At 71.1% G+C, this 17,372-nt stretch carries 17 protein-coding genes; 7 read left to right on the top strand and 10 right to left on the bottom strand.

Annotated elements, in window-relative coordinates:
- Positions 1-97: 97 nt before the first annotated feature.
- Both fabI and fabG read right to left on the bottom strand, forming a co-directional pair.
- A complete protein-coding gene (gene fabI / locus ASD33_RS18720; protein ID WP_056561269.1) occupies positions 98-874 on the bottom strand; it encodes an enoyl-ACP reductase FabI in 777 nt (258 codons plus the stop codon).
- A gap of 5 nt (positions 875-879) precedes the next feature.
- Positions 880-1,599 (bottom strand): 3-oxoacyl-[acyl-carrier-protein] reductase, encoded by a 720-nt coding sequence (gene fabG, locus ASD33_RS18715; protein ID WP_056561267.1) that lies wholly within the window; start codon positions 1,597-1,599, stop codon positions 880-882.
- A gap of 219 nt (positions 1,600-1,818) precedes the next feature.
- On the opposite strand from fabG, the gene ASD33_RS18710 reads away from it, so the two are divergent.
- From ASD33_RS18710 to tyrS, 3 genes are all read left to right on the top strand, one after another.
- Positions 1,819-3,342 carry a TldD/PmbA family protein gene (locus tag ASD33_RS18710; protein WP_056561265.1) on the top strand — a complete coding sequence of 508 codons (1,524 nt, stop codon included), beginning with the start codon at positions 1,819-1,821 and terminating at the stop codon, positions 3,340-3,342.
- Positions 3,343-3,424: 82 nt separating this feature from the next.
- Entirely contained in the window at positions 3,425-4,816 is a 1,392-nt protein-coding gene (locus ASD33_RS18705) for a metallopeptidase TldD-related protein (RefSeq protein ID WP_056561262.1), read from the top strand.
- A gap of 55 nt (positions 4,817-4,871) precedes the next feature.
- Positions 4,872-6,137, top strand: coding sequence for a tyrosine--tRNA ligase (gene tyrS / locus ASD33_RS18700; RefSeq protein WP_056561260.1), 1,266 nt, complete (start codon positions 4,872-4,874; stop codon positions 6,135-6,137).
- Positions 6,138-6,235: 98 nt separating this feature from the next.
- Here tyrS and ASD33_RS18695 read toward each other — a convergent pair whose 3' ends face one another.
- Positions 6,236-6,511: a GlsB/YeaQ/YmgE family stress response membrane protein gene (locus ASD33_RS18695; protein ID WP_056561258.1), complete on the bottom strand. Its 276-nt coding sequence runs from the start codon at positions 6,509-6,511 to the stop codon at positions 6,236-6,238.
- A gap of 169 nt (positions 6,512-6,680) precedes the next feature.
- Between ASD33_RS18695 and ASD33_RS18690 the strand changes: the two genes are divergently transcribed.
- Both ASD33_RS18690 and ASD33_RS18685 read left to right on the top strand, forming a co-directional pair.
- Positions 6,681-7,025 (top strand): DUF3099 domain-containing protein, encoded by a 345-nt coding sequence (locus ASD33_RS18690; protein WP_056561256.1) that lies wholly within the window; start codon positions 6,681-6,683, stop codon positions 7,023-7,025.
- Positions 7,026-7,207: 182 nt separating this feature from the next.
- Positions 7,208-7,426: a hypothetical protein gene (locus ASD33_RS18685; protein ID WP_056561254.1), complete on the top strand. Its 219-nt coding sequence runs from the start codon at positions 7,208-7,210 to the stop codon at positions 7,424-7,426.
- 52 nt (positions 7,427-7,478) lie between these two features.
- Here ASD33_RS18685 and moaA read toward each other — a convergent pair whose 3' ends face one another.
- The 3 genes from moaA to ASD33_RS18670 all read right to left on the bottom strand — a co-directional run bounded on the left by moaA (position 7,479) and on the right by ASD33_RS18670 (position 10,645).
- Complete coding sequence (gene moaA, locus ASD33_RS18680) at positions 7,479-8,468, bottom strand: GTP 3',8-cyclase MoaA (protein ID WP_056561251.1); 990 nt, start codon at positions 8,466-8,468, stop codon at positions 7,479-7,481.
- Positions 8,469-8,633: 165 nt separating this feature from the next.
- Positions 8,634-10,274: a cation acetate symporter gene (locus tag ASD33_RS18675; protein ID WP_056561250.1), complete on the bottom strand. Its 1,641-nt coding sequence runs from the start codon at positions 10,272-10,274 to the stop codon at positions 8,634-8,636.
- A complete protein-coding gene (locus ASD33_RS18670) occupies positions 10,271-10,645 on the bottom strand; it encodes a DUF485 domain-containing protein (protein ID WP_056561248.1) in 375 nt (124 codons plus the stop codon). The genes ASD33_RS18675 and ASD33_RS18670 overlap by 4 nt, the downstream gene beginning before the upstream one ends.
- Positions 10,646-10,918: 273 nt before the next feature.
- On the opposite strand from ASD33_RS18670, the gene ASD33_RS18665 reads away from it, so the two are divergent.
- Positions 10,919-12,454 carry a S8 family serine peptidase gene (locus tag ASD33_RS18665; protein WP_056561246.1) on the top strand — a complete coding sequence of 512 codons (1,536 nt, stop codon included), beginning with the start codon at positions 10,919-10,921 and terminating at the stop codon, positions 12,452-12,454.
- Between the two features lie 102 nt (positions 12,455-12,556).
- Complete coding sequence (locus tag ASD33_RS18660) at positions 12,557-13,858, top strand: CoA transferase (protein WP_056561244.1); 1,302 nt, start codon at positions 12,557-12,559, stop codon at positions 13,856-13,858.
- A gap of 45 nt (positions 13,859-13,903) precedes the next feature.
- Here ASD33_RS18660 and ASD33_RS18655 read toward each other — a convergent pair whose 3' ends face one another.
- From ASD33_RS18655 to ASD33_RS18640, 4 genes are all read right to left on the bottom strand, one after another.
- Positions 13,904-14,947 carry a zinc-dependent alcohol dehydrogenase family protein gene (locus tag ASD33_RS18655; RefSeq protein WP_056561241.1) on the bottom strand — a complete coding sequence of 348 codons (1,044 nt, stop codon included), beginning with the start codon at positions 14,945-14,947 and terminating at the stop codon, positions 13,904-13,906.
- An 18-nt stretch (positions 14,948-14,965) separates the two neighbouring features.
- Positions 14,966-15,598 (bottom strand): lysoplasmalogenase, encoded by a 633-nt coding sequence (locus ASD33_RS18650; RefSeq protein WP_056561239.1) that lies wholly within the window; start codon positions 15,596-15,598, stop codon positions 14,966-14,968.
- Positions 15,595-16,491, bottom strand: a complete 897-nt coding sequence (locus ASD33_RS18645) for a sterol desaturase family protein (protein ID WP_056561238.1) — start codon at positions 16,489-16,491, stop codon at positions 15,595-15,597. The genes ASD33_RS18650 and ASD33_RS18645 overlap by 4 nt, the downstream gene beginning before the upstream one ends.
- 141 nt (positions 16,492-16,632) lie before the next feature.
- Positions 16,633-17,355, bottom strand: coding sequence for a VIT family protein (locus ASD33_RS18640; protein WP_056561236.1), 723 nt, complete (start codon positions 17,353-17,355; stop codon positions 16,633-16,635).
- Positions 17,356-17,372: the final 17 nt, after the last annotated feature.

Below are 17,372 nucleotides of genomic sequence, written 5' to 3'. Positions count from 1 at the left end.
CGCTACTTTTCGAGTCGGGCAGGAGTTGCGCGACGACGAGGGCCGTGTGTCCGCCCCGGAGGGCGGGCACACGGCCCTTTCCTGCTGTACGGAGCGGTTAGGCGCCGATCGCGTGCAGACCGCCGTCGACGTGGATGATCTCGCCCGTGGTCATCGGGAACCAGTCCGAGAGCAGCGCGACGATGCCGCGGCCGGCCGGCTCCGGGTCCGCGAGGTCCCAGGTCAGCGGGGAGCGGCTGTCCCACACGGAGGCCAGACCGTCGAAGCCCGGGATGGACTTGGCGGCCATGGAGCCGAGCGGACCCGCCGAGATCAGGTTGCAGCGGATGTTCTGCTTGCCCAGGTCACGCGCCATGTAGCGGCTGGTGGCCTCCAGGGCGGCCTTGGCCGGGCCCATCCAGTCGTACTGCGGCCAGGCGTACTGCGCGTCGAAGGTGAGGCCGACGACCGAACCGCCCTCGGACATCAGCGGCAGCAGCGCCATCGTCAGCGACTTCAGGGAGAAGGCGGAGACGTGCATGGCGGTGGCCACGGACTCGAACGGGGTGTTCAGGAAGTTGCCGCCGAGCGCGTCCTGCGGCGCGAAGCCGATGGAGTGCACGATGCCGTCGAGGCGGTCGCCCAGCTGCTCACGGACCTGGCCCTCCAGGCGGGCGAGGTGCTCGTCGTTCGAGACGTCGAGCTCCAGGACCTTGACGTTCTCGGGCTTGGGGAGCTTCTTGGCGATGCGCTCCGTCAGCGTCGGCCGGGGCCAGGCGGTGAGGATGATCTCCGCACCCTGTTCCTGGGCCAGCTTCGCGGCGTGGAAGGCGATGGAGGACTCCATCAGCACACCGGTGATGAGGATGCGCTTGCCCTCGAGAATTCCGCTCATGGTGATCAGTGACCCATGCCCAATCCGCCGTCAACCGGGATGACGGCTCCAGTGATGTACGAGGCGTCGTCGGAGGCGAGGAACTTCACCGCGGCGGCGATCTCCTCCGGCTGGGCGTAGCGGCCCAGCGGCACCTGGGACACGATGCCCGCGCGCTGCTCGTCGGTGAGCACCGCGGTCATGTCGGTGTCGACGAAACCAGGGGCGACGACATTGAAGGTGATGTTGCGGGAGCCCAGCTCACGCGCGAGGGAGCGGGCGAAGCCGACCAGACCCGCCTTGGAGGCGGCGTAGTTGGCCTGTCCCGCGGAGCCCAGCAGACCGACGACCGAGGAGATCAGGACGACGCGGCCCTTCTTGGCGCGCAGCATCCCGCGGTTGGCACGCTTGACGACCCGGAAGGTGCCGGTGAGGTTGGTGTCGACGACGGACGTGAAGTCCTCCTCCGACATGCGCATGAGGAGCTGGTCCTTCGTCACGCCGGCGTTGGCCACGAGGACCTCGACCGGACCGTGCTTCTCCTCGATCTCCTTGTACGCCTGCTCCACCTGCTCGCCGTCGGTGATGTCGCACTTCACCGCCAGGCAGCCGAGTTCGGTGAGCGCCGCCGGCGGCTCGCCGGAGCGGTACGTGATCGCGACCTTGTCGCCGGCTTCGGCGAACGCGCGGGCGATGGCGAGGCCGATGCCCCGGTTTCCTCCGGTGACGAGAACCGAGCGGCTCAACGGATCACCCTTTCGATAGCGGTCTGGTAGCCGAAAACCTATCGGTATCGCCCCCGACATGAGGAATCGACCTCCGACAGTGGCGTACCGGTGTCACTGTCGGGTCCCTACAGCTCAGGGGCACCGCGTCGGTAATGCGCCAACCCGGCCGTCCGTCCCGTGATTGACTTCCCGGACAGTTCAACCACCGCCGTCCGATCACCGAGAGCGAGGCCGCTCGTGGTCCATCAGATCGACCCTTCGTTCGTCGCGCTGCCCCTGCGGGCACTCGCCGACGCGGCGCTCGCCCGAGCGCGCGCGCTCGGTGCCGAGCACGCCGACTTCCGTCTGGAGCGGGTGCGCAGCGCCTCCTGGCGACTGCGCGACGCCAAACCGTCCGGTTCCTCGGACACCACCGACCTCGGGTACGCGGTGCGGGTGGTGCACGGCGGGGCCTGGGGGTTCGCGTCCGGGGTCGACCTGACCATGGACGGGGCCGCGAAGGTCGCCTCGCAGGCGGTCGCCATGGCGAAGCTGTCGGCGAAGGTGATCGCCGCGGCGGGTTCGGACGAGCGCGTGGAGCTGGCCGCCGAGCCGGTGCACGAGGAGCGGACCTGGATCTCCTCGTACGAGATCGACCCCTTCTCCGTCCCCGGCGCGGAGAAGAGCGCGCTGCTCGCCGACTGGAGCTCCCGGCTGCTGCGGGCGGAGGGCGTGGCGCATGTGGACGCCTCGCTGCTCACCGTCCACGAGAACAAGTTCTACGCGGACACGGCCGGCACCGTCACCACCCAGCAGCGGGTCCGGCTGCACCCGCAGCTCACGGCCGTCGCCGTCGACGGGACGACCGGTGAGTTCGACTCGATGCGGACGATCGCGCCGCCGGTCGGGCGGGGCTGGGAGTACCTGACGGGCACCGGCTGGGACTGGGACAAGGAGCTCGACGAGATCCCGGGGCTGCTCGCCGAGAAGATGCGGGCGCCGAGCGTGGAGGCGGGCCGGTACGACCTGGTCGTGGACCCGTCGAACCTCTGGCTGACGATCCACGAGTCGATCGGGCACGCCACCGAGCTGGACCGGGCGCTCGGCTACGAGGCGGCGTACGCGGGCACCTCCTTCGCCACCTTCGACCAGCTGGGCAAGCTGGCGTACGGCTCCTCGATCATGAACGTGACGGGTGACCGGACCGCCGAGCACGGGCTCGCGACGATCGGGTACGACGACGAGGGCGTCGAAGCGCAGAGCTGGGACCTGGTGAAGGACGGCACACTCGTCGGCTACCAGCTGGACCGCCGGATCGCGAAGCTCACCGGCCTCGGCCGGTCGAACGGCTGCGCCTTCGCGGACTCCCCCGCGCATGTGCCGGTGCAGCGGATGGCGAACGTCTCGCTGCGGCCGGACCCGGGCGGTCTGTCCACGGAGGACCTGATCGGGGGCGTGGAGCGCGGGATCTACGTGGTCGGCGACCGGTCCTGGTCGATCGACATGCAGCGCTACAACTTCCAGTTCACCGGGCAGCGCTTCTTCCGCATCGAGAACGGGCGGCTCGCCGGGCAGCTGCGGGACGTGGCCTACCAGGCGACGACCACCGACTTCTGGGGCTCGATGGAGAAGGTCGGCGGCCCGCAGACGTACGTCCTCGGTGGCGCCTTCAACTGCGGCAAGGCCCAGCCGGGCCAGGTCGCCGCGGTCTCCCACGGCTGCCCCTCCGCCCTCTTCCGGGGCGTCAACATCCTCAATACGACGCAGGAGGCCGGACGATGAGCGCCCGCCACGACAATCGCCGGGGGTCCGGGGGTCGCCCCCCGGGCAAGCACCGTCTCAATACGACGCAGGAGGCCGGACGATGAGCCGCGTCAGCAAGCCGTACGAGATCGTCGAGCGGGCCCTTGAGCTGTCCCGTGCCGACGGGTGTGTCGTCATCGCCGACGAGGAGTCCTCGGCCAATCTGCGCTGGGCGGGCAACGCGCTCACCACCAACGGCGTCACCCGCGGCCGTACGCTCACCGTGATCGCGACCGTCGACGGCGCGCAGGGCACCGCCTCCGGTGTCGTCTCGCGCTCCGCGGTGACCGCCGACGACCTGGAGCCCCTGGTCCGGGCCGCCGAGGCCGCCGCCCGTACCGCGGGGCCCGCCGAGGACGCCCAGCCGCTGGTGCGCGACGTCCCCGCCTCGCCCGACTTCACGGACGCGCCGGCGGAGACCTCCTCCGCCGTGTTCGCCGACTTCGCCCCGGCGCTCGGCGAGGCCTTCGCCCGCGCCCGGTCCGGCGGCCGGGAGCTGTACGGCTTCGCCAACCACGAACTGACCTCCACCTATCTGGGTACGTCGACGGGCCTGCGGCTCCGCCACGACCAGCCCAACGGGACCCTGGAGCTGAACGCCAAGTCCCCCGACCGCTCGCGGTCCGCCTGGGCCGGGCGTTCGACCCGGGACTTCAAGGACGTCGATCCGGCGGCGCTCGACGCCGAGCTGGCGACCCGGCTCGGCTGGGCGGAGCGGCGGATCGAGCTGCCCGCCGGGCGGTACGAGACGCTGCTGCCGCCGACGGCGGTGGCCGATCTGATGATCTACCAGCTGTGGTCGTCCGCGGCCCGGGACGCGGTGGAGGGCCGTACGGTCTTCTCGAAGCCCGGCGGCGGCACCCGGCTCGGCGAGACCCTGTCGCCGCTGCCGCTGACGCTGCGCAGCGACCCGAACGAGCCGGGCCTGGAGTCCGCGCCGTTCGTGATCGCGCACTCCTCGGGCGACGACTCGTCGGTCTTCGACAACGGCCTGCCGGTCGCGCCGACGGACTGGGTGCGGGACGGGAAGCTGGACCGGCTGATCACCACCCGGCACACGGCGGAACTCACCCGCTTGCCCGTGGCGCCCGGAGCCGGGAACCTGATCCTGGACGGCGGCGGCGAGCGCTCCCTGGAGGAGATGGTCGCCTCGACCGAGCGCGGTCTGCTGCTGACCTGCCTCTGGTACATCCGCGAGGTCGATCCGGCGACGCTGCTGCTCACCGGTCTGACCCGGGACGGCGTCTACCTCGTCGAGAACGGCGAGGTGGTCGGCGAGGTGAACAACTTCCGGTTCAACGAGTCGCCGGTGGACCTGCTGTCGCGGGCCTCGGAGGCGGGCCGGACGGAGAAGACGCTGCCGCGCGAGTGGAGCGACTGGTTCACCCGGGCCGCGATGCCCGCCCTGCGGGTGCCCGACTTCAACATGAGCTCGGTCAGCAAGGGGGTCTGACCCACCTAGACTGGGCCGTGGCACCACCCTGAATCGATCAAGGAGACGGACGACCGTGACGGACATCGTCGACGAGCTGAAGTGGCGTGGGCTCTTCGCCCAGTCCACCGATGAGGACGCACTGCGCAAGGCTCTCGCGGACGGTCCCGTCACGTTCTATTGCGGTTTCGACCCGACCGCGGCCAGTCTCCACGTCGGCCACCTGGTCCAGGTCCTCACCGTCCGCCGGCTCCAGCAGGCCGGGCACCGGCCGCTGGCACTGGTCGGCGGGGCCACCGGGCAGATCGGTGACCCGCGGCCGACGGCCGAGCGCACCCTGAACGACCCCGAGACGGTCGCGAACTGGGTGAACCGGCTGCGGACGCAGATCGAGCCCTTCCTCTCCTTCGAGGGGGAGAACGCGGCGGTCATGGTGAACAACCTGGACTGGACCGCCGGCCTCTCGGCGATCGAGTTCCTGCGGGACATCGGCAAGCACTTCCGGGTCAACAAGATGCTGACCAAGGACTCCGTCGCCCGGCGACTGGAGTCCGAGCAGGGCATCAGCTACACGGAGTTCAGCTACCAGCTGCTCCAGGGCATGGACTTCCTGGAGCTGTACCGCCGCTACGGCTGCACGCTCCAGCAGGGCGGCTCGGACCAGTGGGGCAACCTGGTGGCCGGGCTCGACCTGATCCACCGCCTGGAGCCGGGGGCGCAGGCGCACGCGCTGGCGACCCCGCTGATGGTCAAGGCGGACGGCACCAAGTTCGGCAAGTCCGAGAGCGGGGCCGTCTGGCTGGACGCCGAGATGACCACGCCGTACGCGTTCTACCAGTTCTGGCTGAACGTGGACGACCGGGACATCTCGACGTACATGCGCATCCTGTCCTTCCGCTCCCGCGAGGAGCTGGAGGAGCTGGAGGCGCAGACCGCCGAGCGGCCGCAGGCGCGTGCCGCGCAGCGCGCGCTGGCCGAGGAGCTCACCACCCTGGTGCACGGCGCGGACCAGTGCGCGGCCGTCATCAACGCCTCCAAGGCGCTGTTCGGGCAGGGCGACCTGGCCGAGCTGGACGAGGCGACGCTCGCCGCCGCCCTGTCCGAGCTGCCGCACGCGCGGGTGACCGAACTGGGCCAGGTCGTGGACCTGTTCACCGAGGTCGGGCTCGCCGCGAGCAAGTCGGCGGCGCGGCGCACGGTGAAGGAGGGCGGGGCCTACGTGAACAACGTGAAGGTCACCGCCGAGGACGCCGAGGTGGCGGCGGAGGAGCTGCTGCACGGCCGCTGGCTGGTGCTGCGGCGCGGCAAGAAGAACCTGGCGGCGATCGAGTTCGCCGGCTGAGCGGCGTACGACCGGACCGAGTGAGAACCGGGAGGCCCGGTACGGCACGTGGTGTGCCGTACCGGGCCTCCCGGCTTTCACGTGGCCGACGGGGCGGCCTAGGTTCGCTGCCGGGTTCCCTTCATGGAGGCCCACAGCATGTCGCCCACCCCGACCACGGCGACGGCGCCGAGCAGCTGGAGCAGGTGGCGGGTCCAGTCGATGCCCTTGGTGTCGTTGACGCCGATCCAGGTCGCGACCGCGTTGCCGAGCACGCTGCCGAGAATGCCGAACACGGTCGTCAGCCAGAGCGGGATCTGCTGCTTCCCCGGCAGGATCGCCTTCGCGATCAGGCCGAGGACGAATCCCACGATGATCGCCCACAACCAACTCATCGTCGCCTCCTTGTACGCATGTGCGCCCAGTCTCGGCCCCTCCGCCATACGGCGCATGTCGGACAGCGCCATCCGTGCCCCGGTCTCGTCGGCGCTGAAGGGCGGGCGTACCGTGGAAAGAGGTCCGGACCGGGGAGGGTCCGGCGCGACCGGTGGGTGGTGGACGACGATGCCGAAGAGTGGCGGATCCGAGGTCTTCCGGATCACGGGAGCCCGGCAGGGGCTCGCCGACGACGTCCGGGGACGGCAGCGGCGCTACATCATCTCGATGACGGTCCGGACGCTCTCCGTGATCGCGGCCGCGGTGCTGTGGAACGTCGAACGGCACGTGGCCGTCGTCGCGCTCGCCCTGGGCATCCTGCTCCCCTATATCGCCGTGGTCATCGCGAACGCGGGACGCGAGTCGACTCCGTCCCTTCCCTCCACCTTCGTACCGACTCCGGCGCGGCCCGCGCTGGGTGCCGCGGAGACTTCCGGCGACAAGGACGGGGAGCAACCGCACGGCCGGAAGTGATCACGGAGAGTGGCCGGAAACCTCAGGAAAACCTCAGATCAATCATGTAGTTCCAGTGCACCCGACCCCAGGTGCCGTGACATACTGCCTACGCGCTCCGCATCCCCCGTCGGAGCGACGGACCGATGCCGGGCAGCTCCCCCCGTGGCTGCTCGGCATCGCCCTTGCTGGACAATGATCAGGTGAGCGAAGAGAAGCCGATCTGTTCCGCCAAAGCCTGCCGCGCCGACGCCGTCTGGGTCCTCGCGTGGAACAACCCCAAGCTGCACACGCCCGAGCGTCGCAAGACCTGGCTCGCGTGCGAGGAGCACCGCGAACACCTCTCGCAGTTCCTGGGCGTACGGGGATTCCTGAAGGACGTGGTCCCGCTCGCGGACTGGGAGTCCGGGGACACCCCCTAGCCGTCGGCCGCCGAGGGGAGTCCGGTGGCACCCCCTGGGGAGTGCCCCGCCGTCAGCCGCCGATCGCCGACATCGGACGCTCGGGCTGCAGGAAGCTCGGGTCGTCGAGGCCGGAGCCGGCCTTCTTGCCCCACATCGCCTTCTTCCAGAGCTCCGCGACCTCCCCGTCCCCGGCGTCCGACCGGAGGGCGGCCCGCAGGTCCGTCTCCTCGGTCGCGAACAGACAGGTCCGCACCTGTCCGTCGGCGGTGAGCCGGGTCCGGTCGCAGGCCCGGCAGAACGGGCGGGTGACGGAGGCGATGACACCGACCGTGTGCGGTCCGCCGTCGACGGTCCAGCGCTCGGCGGGGGCCGAGCCGCGCTCGTCGGCGCCCTCGGCGGTCAGGGTGAAGCGGGTGCGCAGGGACTCCAGGATGTCCCCGGCGGTGATCATGCCGTCGCGCTTCCAGCCGTGCTGGGCGTCCAGGGGCATCTGCTCGATGAAGCGGAGCTCGTAACCCTCGGTGATCGCCCAGGCGAGGAGGTCGGGGGCCTCGTCGGCGTTGAGCCCCGGCATCAGGACGGCGTTGACCTTGACCGGGGTGAGTCCGGCGTCCCGGGCGGCGGCCATGCCGTCGAGGACGTCCCGGTGGCGGTCACGCCGGGTGAGGGTCTTGAAGACGTCCGGGCGCAGGGTGTCCAGGGAGACGTTGACCCGGTCGAGGCCCGCGGCCTCGAGGGCGGCGGCGGTGCGCTTCAGCCCGATGCCGTTGGTGGTGAGGGACATCCGGGGGCGCGGCTCCAGGGCCGCGCAGCGCTCGACGATGCCGACGAGTCCGGGGCGGAGCAGCGGTTCGCCGCCGGTGAAGCGGACCTCGGTGACGCCGAGGTCGGTGACCGCGATGCGGATCAGCCGGACGATCTCGTCATCGGTGAGGAGATCCGGCTTGGCGAGCCACTGGAGGCCCTCCTCCGGCATGCAGTAGGTGCAGCGCAGGTTGCACCGGTCCGTCAGCGAGACGCGCAGGTCGGTGGCGACTCGGCCATAGGTGTCGATGAGCACTGTCGGCCCCCTCCCCGTCTTGTGGTTGCGTGTGTTCCGAGCCTACGTGAGCGCACCGGCGAGGAGCAGGGCAGATTGTCACGAGGACCGGCACGGCCGCGTCGTAGAACTCTACGACGCGGCCAGCCGGTCCTCGCGGAACGTATACGACCCGCTGCGCCGTGGTCAGTGCTTGACCGCCGCGGCGACCCCGACGCCGGTGAGGGACTTGACCTCCAGCTCGGCGTACTTGCCCGCGTCCGGCTCCTCCTTGGAGAGGAGCGAGCCGAGCCAGCCGAGGAGGAAGCCCAGCGGGATCGAGACCAGGCCCGGGTTCTCCAGCGGGAACCAGTGGAAGTCGACGCCCTTGAACATCGAGGCCGGTCCGCCGGAGACGACCGGGGAGAAGAGCACGAGGACGACGGAGGAGATCAGTCCGCCGTAGATCGACCAGAGCGCGCCGCGGGTGGTGAACCGCTTCCAGAACAGCGAGTAGAGGATCGTCGGCAGGTTGGCCGAGGCGGCGACCGCGAAGGCGAGGGCGACCAGGCCGGCGACGTTGAGGTCGCGGGCGAGGGCGCCGAGCGCGATCGAGACGATGCCGATGAGGACGGTGGACCAGCGGGCGGCCCGCATCTCCTCCTTCTCGGTGGCCTTGCCGCGCTTGATCACGTTCGCGTAGATGTCGTGCGCGAAGGACGAGGACGAGGCCAGGGTGAGTCCGGCGACGACCGCGAGGATGGTGGCGAAGGCGACGGCGGAGATGACGGCGAGGAGGATCGCACCGCCGGTGGATCCCGCGCCGCCGCCGACCTCGAGGGCGGTGAGCGGGGCCGCCGTGTTGCCCGCCTTGTTGGAGGCCTTGATGGTGTCGCCGCTGAGCAGGGCGGCGGCGCCGAAGCCGAGGACGATCGTCATCAGGTAGAAGGCGCCGATGATGCCGATGGCCCAGTTGACCGACTTCCGGGCGGCCTTGGCGGTCGGCACCGTGTAGAAGCGGATCAGGATGTGCGGCAGGCCGGCGGTGCCGAGGACGAGCGCGATGCCGAGCGAGAGGAAGTCCAGCTTCGACATGGCGGTGGCGCCGTACTTGAGGCCGGGCTCCAGGAAGGCGTCGCCCTTGCCGCTGTTGGTGGCGGCGGCGCCGAGCAGGTCCGAGATGTTGAAGTCGAACTTGAGCAGGATGAGGAAGGTGATCAGGAGCGTGCCCGCGATGAGCAGGACCGCCTTGACCATCTGCACCCAGGTGGTGCCCTTCATGCCGCCGATGGTCACGTAGACGATCATCAGCAGGCCGACGAGGGCGACGATCGCGATCTTGCCGCCGTCGCTGGTGATGCCGAGCAGCAGTGAGACGAGGACGCCCGCGCCCGCCATCTGCGCGAGCAGGTAGAAGATCGAGACGACGATGGTGGAGGTGCCGGCGGCGGTACGGACGGGGCGCTGGCGCATCCGGTAGGCGAGGACGTCGCCCATCGTGAACCGGCCGGAGTTGCGCAGCGGTTCGGCGACCAGGAGCAGGGCGACGAGCCAGGCGACGAGGAAGCCGATGGAGTAGAGGAAGCCGTCGTAGCCGTAGAGGGCGATGGCGCCGCTGATGCCGAGGAAGGACGCGGCGGACATGTAGTCGCCGGAGATCGCGAGGCCGTTCTGGAAGCCGGTGAACTGGCCGCCGCCGGCGTAGAAGTCGGCGGCGCTGCGGGTCTGCCGGCCGGCCCAGACGGTGATGACCAGGGTCGCGAGGACGAAGGCGCCGAAGAGGGCGATGATCAGCGGCCGGTGCTCGGTGGTGGCGTTGCCCGCCGCGAGCAGGACGGGGGTGCTCATGCGTCGCCCTCCATACGGTTTCTGATGGCCTCGGCCCTGGGGTCGAGCCGGTTCGCCGCGTGCCGCGAGTAGAGCCAGGCGATGAGGAAGGTGGTGAGGAACTGGCCGAGGCCCAGGACCAGCGCCATGTTGATGTTGCCGAAGACCTTGGTGCCCATGAAGCCGCCCGCGTAGTTGGAGAGCAGCACGTACAGCAGGTACCAGGCGATGAAGGCCAGGGTGAGCGGGAAGGCGAACGAGCGGTAGGTACGGCGCAGTTCGCCGAACTCCTCGCCCTGCTGCACCTCGACGAACTCCTCCGTCGTGGGCTGTACGGGACCGGCGGCGGTCTCCGTCCCGTCTCTGGGCGGCGGCGGTGCTTCGGTAGCCACGGACTCTCCTCGTGACGCGGGGGCGGGCGGCATGGTCAAGGGGGCCTCACCTGGGGTGCGGGACGCGGGACTCCGAGCGGAGCTCCTCCCCTGACCAACGGCACGGAGCCGGAAGCGAAGCGGTTCACTCCGAGGATTTCTTTGAACAGATCTTCATGAAAACTTCTCAACTCATTGAAGCTTCGGGAAGATCAGCGATAGCTTCACTCGTCATGCACCTGTCCGCGGGCAAACCCGCGCGCGGACAGTACATACGGATGATGTGGAGAACCCATGGCTCATCTGGGATCGAGGCGCGGCCGAGCTCTCGCTCTGCCGGTTGGTCTCGCGCTCACGGCCTCGCTCGGCTTCCTTGCCCCCGGCGCCGCCTCCGCCGCGGAACTGAGTGACGCTCCGGCCGCCGTCGCCACGAACGGCCCGAAGCTCTCGTACGTCGTCAACGTCGACGGTGGCCGCTGGACGGCCGCCTCGGTGAAGAAGGCCATCGCCGCCGCGGGTGGCGAGGTCGTCGTCTCGTACGACCAGATAGGCGTCATAGTCGTCCACTCGCAGAACCCCGAGTTCGCGAAGACGATCCGTCAGGCGCGCGGTGTGGTGTCGGCCGGTTCGACCCGTACCGCCCCGCTGACCGTCCAGTCCGACGACGCCGTCGACGAGGGCGCGCAGACGCTGTCCGCGGCCGAGGCGAAGGCCGCCGCCGAGCGCGCGACGGACGAGCAGGACCCGCTGGAGCCCCTGCAGTGGGACCTCCCGGCGATCAAGGCCGACAAGGCCCACCAGAAGACCCTCGGCAGCAAGCGGGTCACGGTCGGCATCATCGACACCGGTGTCGACGACACCCACCCGGACCTGGCGCCGAACTTCGACGCCGCGAAGTCCGCGAACTGCGTGTCCGGCAAGCCGGACACCACCGCCGGTTCGTGGCGTCCGAACGTGGGCGAGAGCGACCACGGCACGCACGTCGCCGGCACCATCGGCGCTGCCAAGAACGGCATCGGCGTCACCGGTGTCGCGCCGGGCGTGAAGCTCGCCGGCATCAAGGTGTCCACCCCGGACGGCTTCTTCTACACCGAGGCCGTGGTCTGTGGCTTCGTGTGGGCGGCCGAGCACGGCGTCGACATCACGAACAACAGCTACTACACCGACCCGTGGATGTTCGCGTGCAAGAACGACGCGGACCAGAAGGCCCTGATCGAGGCCGTCACCCGCGCGACCCGCTACGCGGAGCGCCGGGGCACGGTCAACGTCGCGGCGGCGGGCAACTCGAAGTTCGACCTCGCGGCCGACTCGATCCTCGACAACAGCAGCCCGAACGACACCACTCCGGGTGACCGGGTCATCGACCCGAAGGAGTGCTTCGACTACCCGGCGATGCTGCCGGGCGTCGTGACGGTCTCCGCGACCGGAGCCAAGGGCCTCAAGGCGTCCTACTCCAACTACGGTCTCGGTGTCATCGACGTCTCCGCCCCCGGTGGCGACAGCACCGTCTACCAGGCCCCGGACGCCCCGGCGGTCAACGGCCGCATCCTGTCGACCACGGTCAACGGCGGCTACAACTACAAGGCCGGTACGTCGATGGCCTCGCCGCACGCGGCGGGTGTCCTGGCGCTCATCAAGTCGACGCACCCCCACGCGAGCCCGGCGGCGCTGAAGGCGCTGCTGTACGCGCAGGCCGACGACCGCGCCTGCACCAACCCGTACGACATCGACAACGACGGCAAGATCGACGCCGTCTGCGAGGGTGGCAAGAACAAGAACGGCTTCTACGGAGCCGGTCTGATCGACGCGCTGGACGCCGTCCGCCGCTGAGGCCGGACAGCTTCCTGAGCGTGGAAGCCGGACAGGAAGGGCCCTGGTGTGGTGTGCCACACCGGGGCCCTTCGCATGGCACTGAGTGCCATAGTGCCGTCCATGGACAACACAGTGCGTTCCGGTACGGAGTTGCTGTGGTCGGCTCTCGGCGGCGATCCCGCCCTGGTCGACCGGGTGGAGTACGGCGGGGTGTCCGGGCTGCTGCCCGCGCGGCTGCCGGTGATGGACCTGGCGCGGGCCGCGGTCGCCGTCGCCGGGCTCGCCGCGGTGGAGCACGCGGGCGGCGCCGGCCCGGTGCGGGTGGACGACGGGGCCGTCGCCACCGCCTTCGTGAGCGAGCGGCACCTACGGGTCGACGGGCGGGCCCCGGTGAGCTTCGCGCCGCTGTCCCGGTTCTGGCGGACGGCCGACGGCTGGGTCCGCACCCACGCCAACTACCCGCACCACCGGGCGGCGTTGCTCGCCGCGCTCGGTGTCCGGGAGGAGTCGGTGGAGGCCGTCGCCGCGGCGATGGGCGAGCGGAAGGCCGTCGAGGTCGAGACGGCGGTGTACGCGGCCGGGGGGCTGGCCGTCGCCCTGCGCACCCCCGAGGAGTGGGCGGCGCATCCGCAGGGCCGGGTGGTCGCGGCGCGGCCGCTGCTGACCCGGGAGCGGCTCGACGAGGCCCCGCCCCGGCGCCGTTCGGGGCCGCTGCGGGTCCTGGACCTGACCCGGGTGATCGCCGGGCCGGTCGCGACCAGGACGCTGGCGCTGCTGGGGGCGGACGTGCTGCGGATCGACCCGCCGGGCAATCCCGAACTGCCGGACCAGCACGCGGACACGGACGTGGGCAAGCGGACGACGGCGCTCGATCTGGACCGCCCTTCGGACCGGCGTACCTTCGCCGAACTCCTCGACGGGGCCGACGTGTTGGTCACCGGATACCGGCCGGGCGCGCTCGACCGCTTCGATCTGGGGCGGCCGGGCCTGGTGACCGCCCGGCTCTCCGCCTGGGGCGACCGCGGGCCCTGGGGCGGGCGGCGCGGCTTCGACAGCCTGGTCCAGGTGGCGACCGGGATCGCGGTCACCGAGGGGTCGGCCCAGGAGCCGGGGGCGCTGCCCGCGCAGGCGCTGGACCACGGCACGGGCTATCTGCTGGCCGCGTCGGTGCTGCGGTCGCTGACCGAGCAGCGCACGGAGGGCGGCAGCCGTCTCGTCCGGCTCGCGCTGGCGCAGACCGCGCACTGGCTGACGGGGACGCTGCCCCGGTACGAGCCGGAGCGGCATCTCGCCGAGTCGGAGGGCCCGTTGGGGCGGCTGCGGTACGCGATGTCGCCGGTGTCGTACGAGGGCGGGCCCGCGGGATGGTCCCGGCCGCCGGGGGTCGCGGGGGCGGACGCGCCGGAGTGGCTCCGGGGCTGACGGGTCCGGCCGGGCCGGGTCCGTCGGACCCGGCCCGGCGGCGCCTTACGGCTTGACCAGGACCTTCAGGGCCGTGCGCTCGTCCATCGCCCGGTAGCCGCCGGGGACGCCGTCCAGGCCGACGGTCAGGTCGAAGACCGGGGACGGGTCGATGGTGCCGTCGAGGACGTCCGGGAGCAGTTCCGGGATGTACGCGCGCACGGGGGCGACGCCGCCGCGCAGCGCGATGTTCCGGTCGAACATGACGGAGAGGTCGAGTCCGGTGCCGCTGCCGTGCGGGACGCCGACGTAGCCGATGGAGCCGCCGTCGCGGGCGATGGCGACGGCGGTCCTCATGGACTGCTCGGTGCCGACCGCCTCGATGACGCCGTGGGCGCCCTGGCCGCCGGTGAGCTCGCGCACGGCGGCCTCGGCGGCCTCGCCGCGCTCGGCGACGACGTCGGTGGCGCCGAAGAGCCGGGCGATGTCGGTACGGGCGGTGTGCCGGCTCAGCGCGATGATCCGCTCGGCGCCGAGCCGCTTGGCGGCGAGGACTCCGCAGAGGCCGACGGCTCCGTCACCGACGACCGCGACGGTGGAGCCCTTCGTGACGCCCGCGCCGAGTGCCGCGTGGTGGCCGGTGCCCATGACGTCGGAGAGCGCGAGGAGCGCGGTCAGCAGGTGGTCGTCGGAGGCGGCGTCGGCGGGCAGCTTGACGAGTGTGCCGTCGGCGAAGGGCACCCGGACGGCCTCGCCCTGGCCGCCGTCGGAGCCGACCGAGCCCCAGAAGCCGCCGCGGGGGCAGGAGGTCTGGAGGCCCTCGGCGCAGTAGTCGCAGGTGCCGTCGGACCAGACGAAGGGGGCGACGACGAGGTCGCCGGCGGTGAAGCCGGTGACCTCGGAGCCGGCCGCCTCGACGATGCCGAGGAACTCGTGGCCGATGCGCTGGCCGGGCTGCCGGGCGGACTCGCCACGGTAGGCCCAGAGGTCGCTGCCGCAGATGCAGGCGCGCAGGACCCGCAGGACGACGTCCGTGGGCTCCTGGATCACCGGGTCGGGCACGTCCTCCACGCGCATGTCGAACGGGGCGTGGATGGTGGTGGCGCGCATGTCGGACGGTCCTTGCTGTCAGTCGGTTGTACGACGTTCACCGTACATCGCGCCGAGCGCTCCCGCCGTCAGCAGGTACTGCGCCGCGATGTAGGTCAGCATGACCCAGAAGTCGGGTGCCGGCAGCTGGGGCCACTCGGCGACGCCGGTGGCGATGAGGGTGTCGGACAGCAGGAACAGCGCGCCGCCGATCCCGGCGAGCAGCCCGAGGGCGCTCGCGCGGTAGGCCATGGCGGCGAGGAGCAGGGAGTACCCGGCGACCGGGATCCGCAGGTCGGCGGGGAGGTCGGGCCACAGGAGCACGAGGGTGCCGACGAGGGCGACCGCGTACAGGGCGCCGAGCTGCGGGGACGTACGCCTGCGTCCGAAGAGGACCAGGTAGCAGACGTGCCCGACGGCGAAGGAGCCCATGCCGACGAGGAAGGCCCAGTCGGCGTCGGAGAGCAGGAAGACGTCGCCGCCCCAGCCGAAGAGGAGCGCGGCGGTCAGCAGCTTCGGGGCGCCCCGGGTGACGGAGTACGCGGCGAGCAGCGGCATCAGGAGGGGCTTGGCGATCTGGTGGCCGAGCTCGGCGCCGGCGAGCAGGGAGACCAGGTCGACGACGGCGGCGAGCCCGAAGGCCGCGAGCAGGACGCGGGAGGAGGTCTTCACGCGGTCACCTCGGGGGTGGTGGTGGTCGTGTCCGAGGCGGTGGCGGTGGCGGTGGCGGTGGCGGTGCCCGGCTGCCAGCCGGGGCCGCGGAAGACCCGGCCGGCCCGTTCGCGCCAGTCGTTCGCGGCCCGGAGGTCGCGGGCGATGGCGGCGTACTCGTGGGTGGCGACGCGCAGCGGGTTGTACGTCTCGATGTTCTTGGTGAGTCCGTACACGGGCCGGTCGGTCTCGGCGACCCAGGAGCCGAACATCCGGTCCCAGACGATGAGGATGCCGCCGAAGTTGCGGTCGAGGTAGCCGCCCTGGGACGCGTGGTGGACGCGGTGGTGCGAGGGCGTGTTGAGGACGTACTCGAAGGGCCGGGGCAGCTTGTCGACCCGCTCGGTGTGGATCCAGAACTGGTAGACGAGGTTGACCGAGTAGCAGAACGCGACGGCCGCCGGGTGCACGCCGAGCGCGATCATCGGCAGGTAGAACGGCCAGCCCGTCACGCTGGTCCACGGCTGGCGCAGGGCGGTGGTGAGGTTGAACTTGCGGCTGCTGTGGTGGACGACGTGGCAGGCCCAGAGGACCCGGATGACGTGGTGTCCGCGGTGCTGCCAGTAGTACAGGAAGTCCTGTGCGAGCAGCATGAGCGGGATCGTCCACCAGAGGACCGGGACGCGGAGCGGGGTCAGCTCGTAGACGGCGGTGTAGATCGCGACGATCGGGATCTTCCACAGCGCGTCGAAGGCGAGGCTGCCGATCCCCATGCCGAGGCTGGTGGCGGCGTCCTTGGTCTCGTACCCGGCGGCGTCCTCGTCGGGGTGGATCCGGTGGCTGACCATCTCCAGGACGGTGAGCAGGACGAACGCCGGTATGGACCAGAGCACGACATCGGGCAGGTTCGGCATGCCGTCGACGGTAGAGGCGTGGACGGGGGTGCGGCTAGACGTGGTTACCAACAAGTATGCGAGACGGCTTGTCAGCAAGCTTTGGCACCTTCTGACAAGTTCTGAGCAGGAGTTTGCGACGGAGGCCCGAACGCGCCTCCGTCAGACCCCCGAGACGTCCAGCAGGGAGCCCGCGCCGTAGGTGACCGCCATCGCCAGGGCGCCGCCGGCCACGTTGCGCAGGACCGCGCGGCCCGCGGGCGCGTCGCCGAGGCGGGCGCTCCCCCAGCCGGTGAGGGCCAGGGCCGCGAGGACGGAGAGGACCGTGATCCAGAGCCGCAGGGAGGCCGGTGGCAGGACGATCGCGAGGAGCGGGAGCAGGGCTCCGACGGTGAAGGCGAGGAAGCTGGCGCCCGCCGCGTGCCAGGGGTTGGTGAGGTCGTCGGGGTCGATGCCCAGCTCCACGCGCGCGTGGGCCCGCAGGGCGTCGCGGGCGGTGAGCTGCTCGGCAGCCTCGCGGGCCACCTCCCGGGAGAGGCCGCGGGCGGCCAGGAGGCCGGTCAGTTCGTCGAGTTCGGCCTCCGGCCGCTCGCGCAGTTCGCGCTTCTCCTGGGCGAGCGCGGCCTTCTCGGAGTCGCGCTGGGTGGAGACCGAGACGTACTCCCCCGCCGCCATCGACATCGATCCGGCGAGCAGCCCGGCCAGTCCGGCCGTGAGCAGGGCGGCCTGGGACCCGGTGGCGCCGGCCACGCCGACGACGAGGCCGGCGGTGGAGACGACGCCGTCGTTGGCTCCGAGCACGGCGGCCCGGAGCCAGTTGAGACGGGAGCCGAGGCCGCCGTGGGCCTCGGCATGGGTGTCGTCCGGTACTAGGGGTGCGGTCACGTCAGGAGGGTCGCACC

It is taken from the genome of Streptomyces sp. Root1304, from assembly GCF_001426405.1.
GTDB lineage: Bacteria > Actinomycetota > Actinomycetes > Streptomycetales > Streptomycetaceae > Streptomyces.
The sequence above is the reverse complement of the archived record's forward strand: the minus strand, read 5'-3'. Positions and strand labels throughout refer to the sequence as shown.

Excerpts from the sequence above, each read along its gene's own strand:
- fabI (WP_056561269.1), bottom strand. The coding sequence starts at position 874 with ATGAGCGGAATTCTCGAGGGCAAGCGCATCCTCATCACCGGTGTGCTG.
- ASD33_RS18705 (WP_056561262.1), top strand. The coding sequence starts at position 3,425 with ATGAGCCGCGTCAGCAAGCCGTACGAGATCGTCGAGCGGGCCCTTGAG.
- ASD33_RS18695 (WP_056561258.1), bottom strand. The coding sequence starts at position 6,511 with ATGAGTTGGTTGTGGGCGATCATCGTGGGATTCGTCCTCGGCCTGATC.
- ASD33_RS18690 (WP_056561256.1), top strand. The coding sequence starts at position 6,681 with ATGCCGAAGAGTGGCGGATCCGAGGTCTTCCGGATCACGGGAGCCCGG.
- ASD33_RS18675 (WP_056561250.1), bottom strand. The coding sequence starts at position 10,274 with ATGAGCACCCCCGTCCTGCTCGCGGCGGGCAACGCCACCACCGAGCAC.
- ASD33_RS18665 (WP_056561246.1), top strand. The coding sequence starts at position 10,919 with ATGGCTCATCTGGGATCGAGGCGCGGCCGAGCTCTCGCTCTGCCGGTT.
- ASD33_RS18660 (WP_056561244.1), top strand. The coding sequence starts at position 12,557 with ATGGACAACACAGTGCGTTCCGGTACGGAGTTGCTGTGGTCGGCTCTC.
- ASD33_RS18655 (WP_056561241.1), bottom strand. The coding sequence starts at position 14,947 with ATGCGCGCCACCACCATCCACGCCCCGTTCGACATGCGCGTGGAGGAC.
- ASD33_RS18645 (WP_056561238.1), bottom strand. The coding sequence starts at position 16,491 with ATGCCGAACCTGCCCGATGTCGTGCTCTGGTCCATACCGGCGTTCGTC.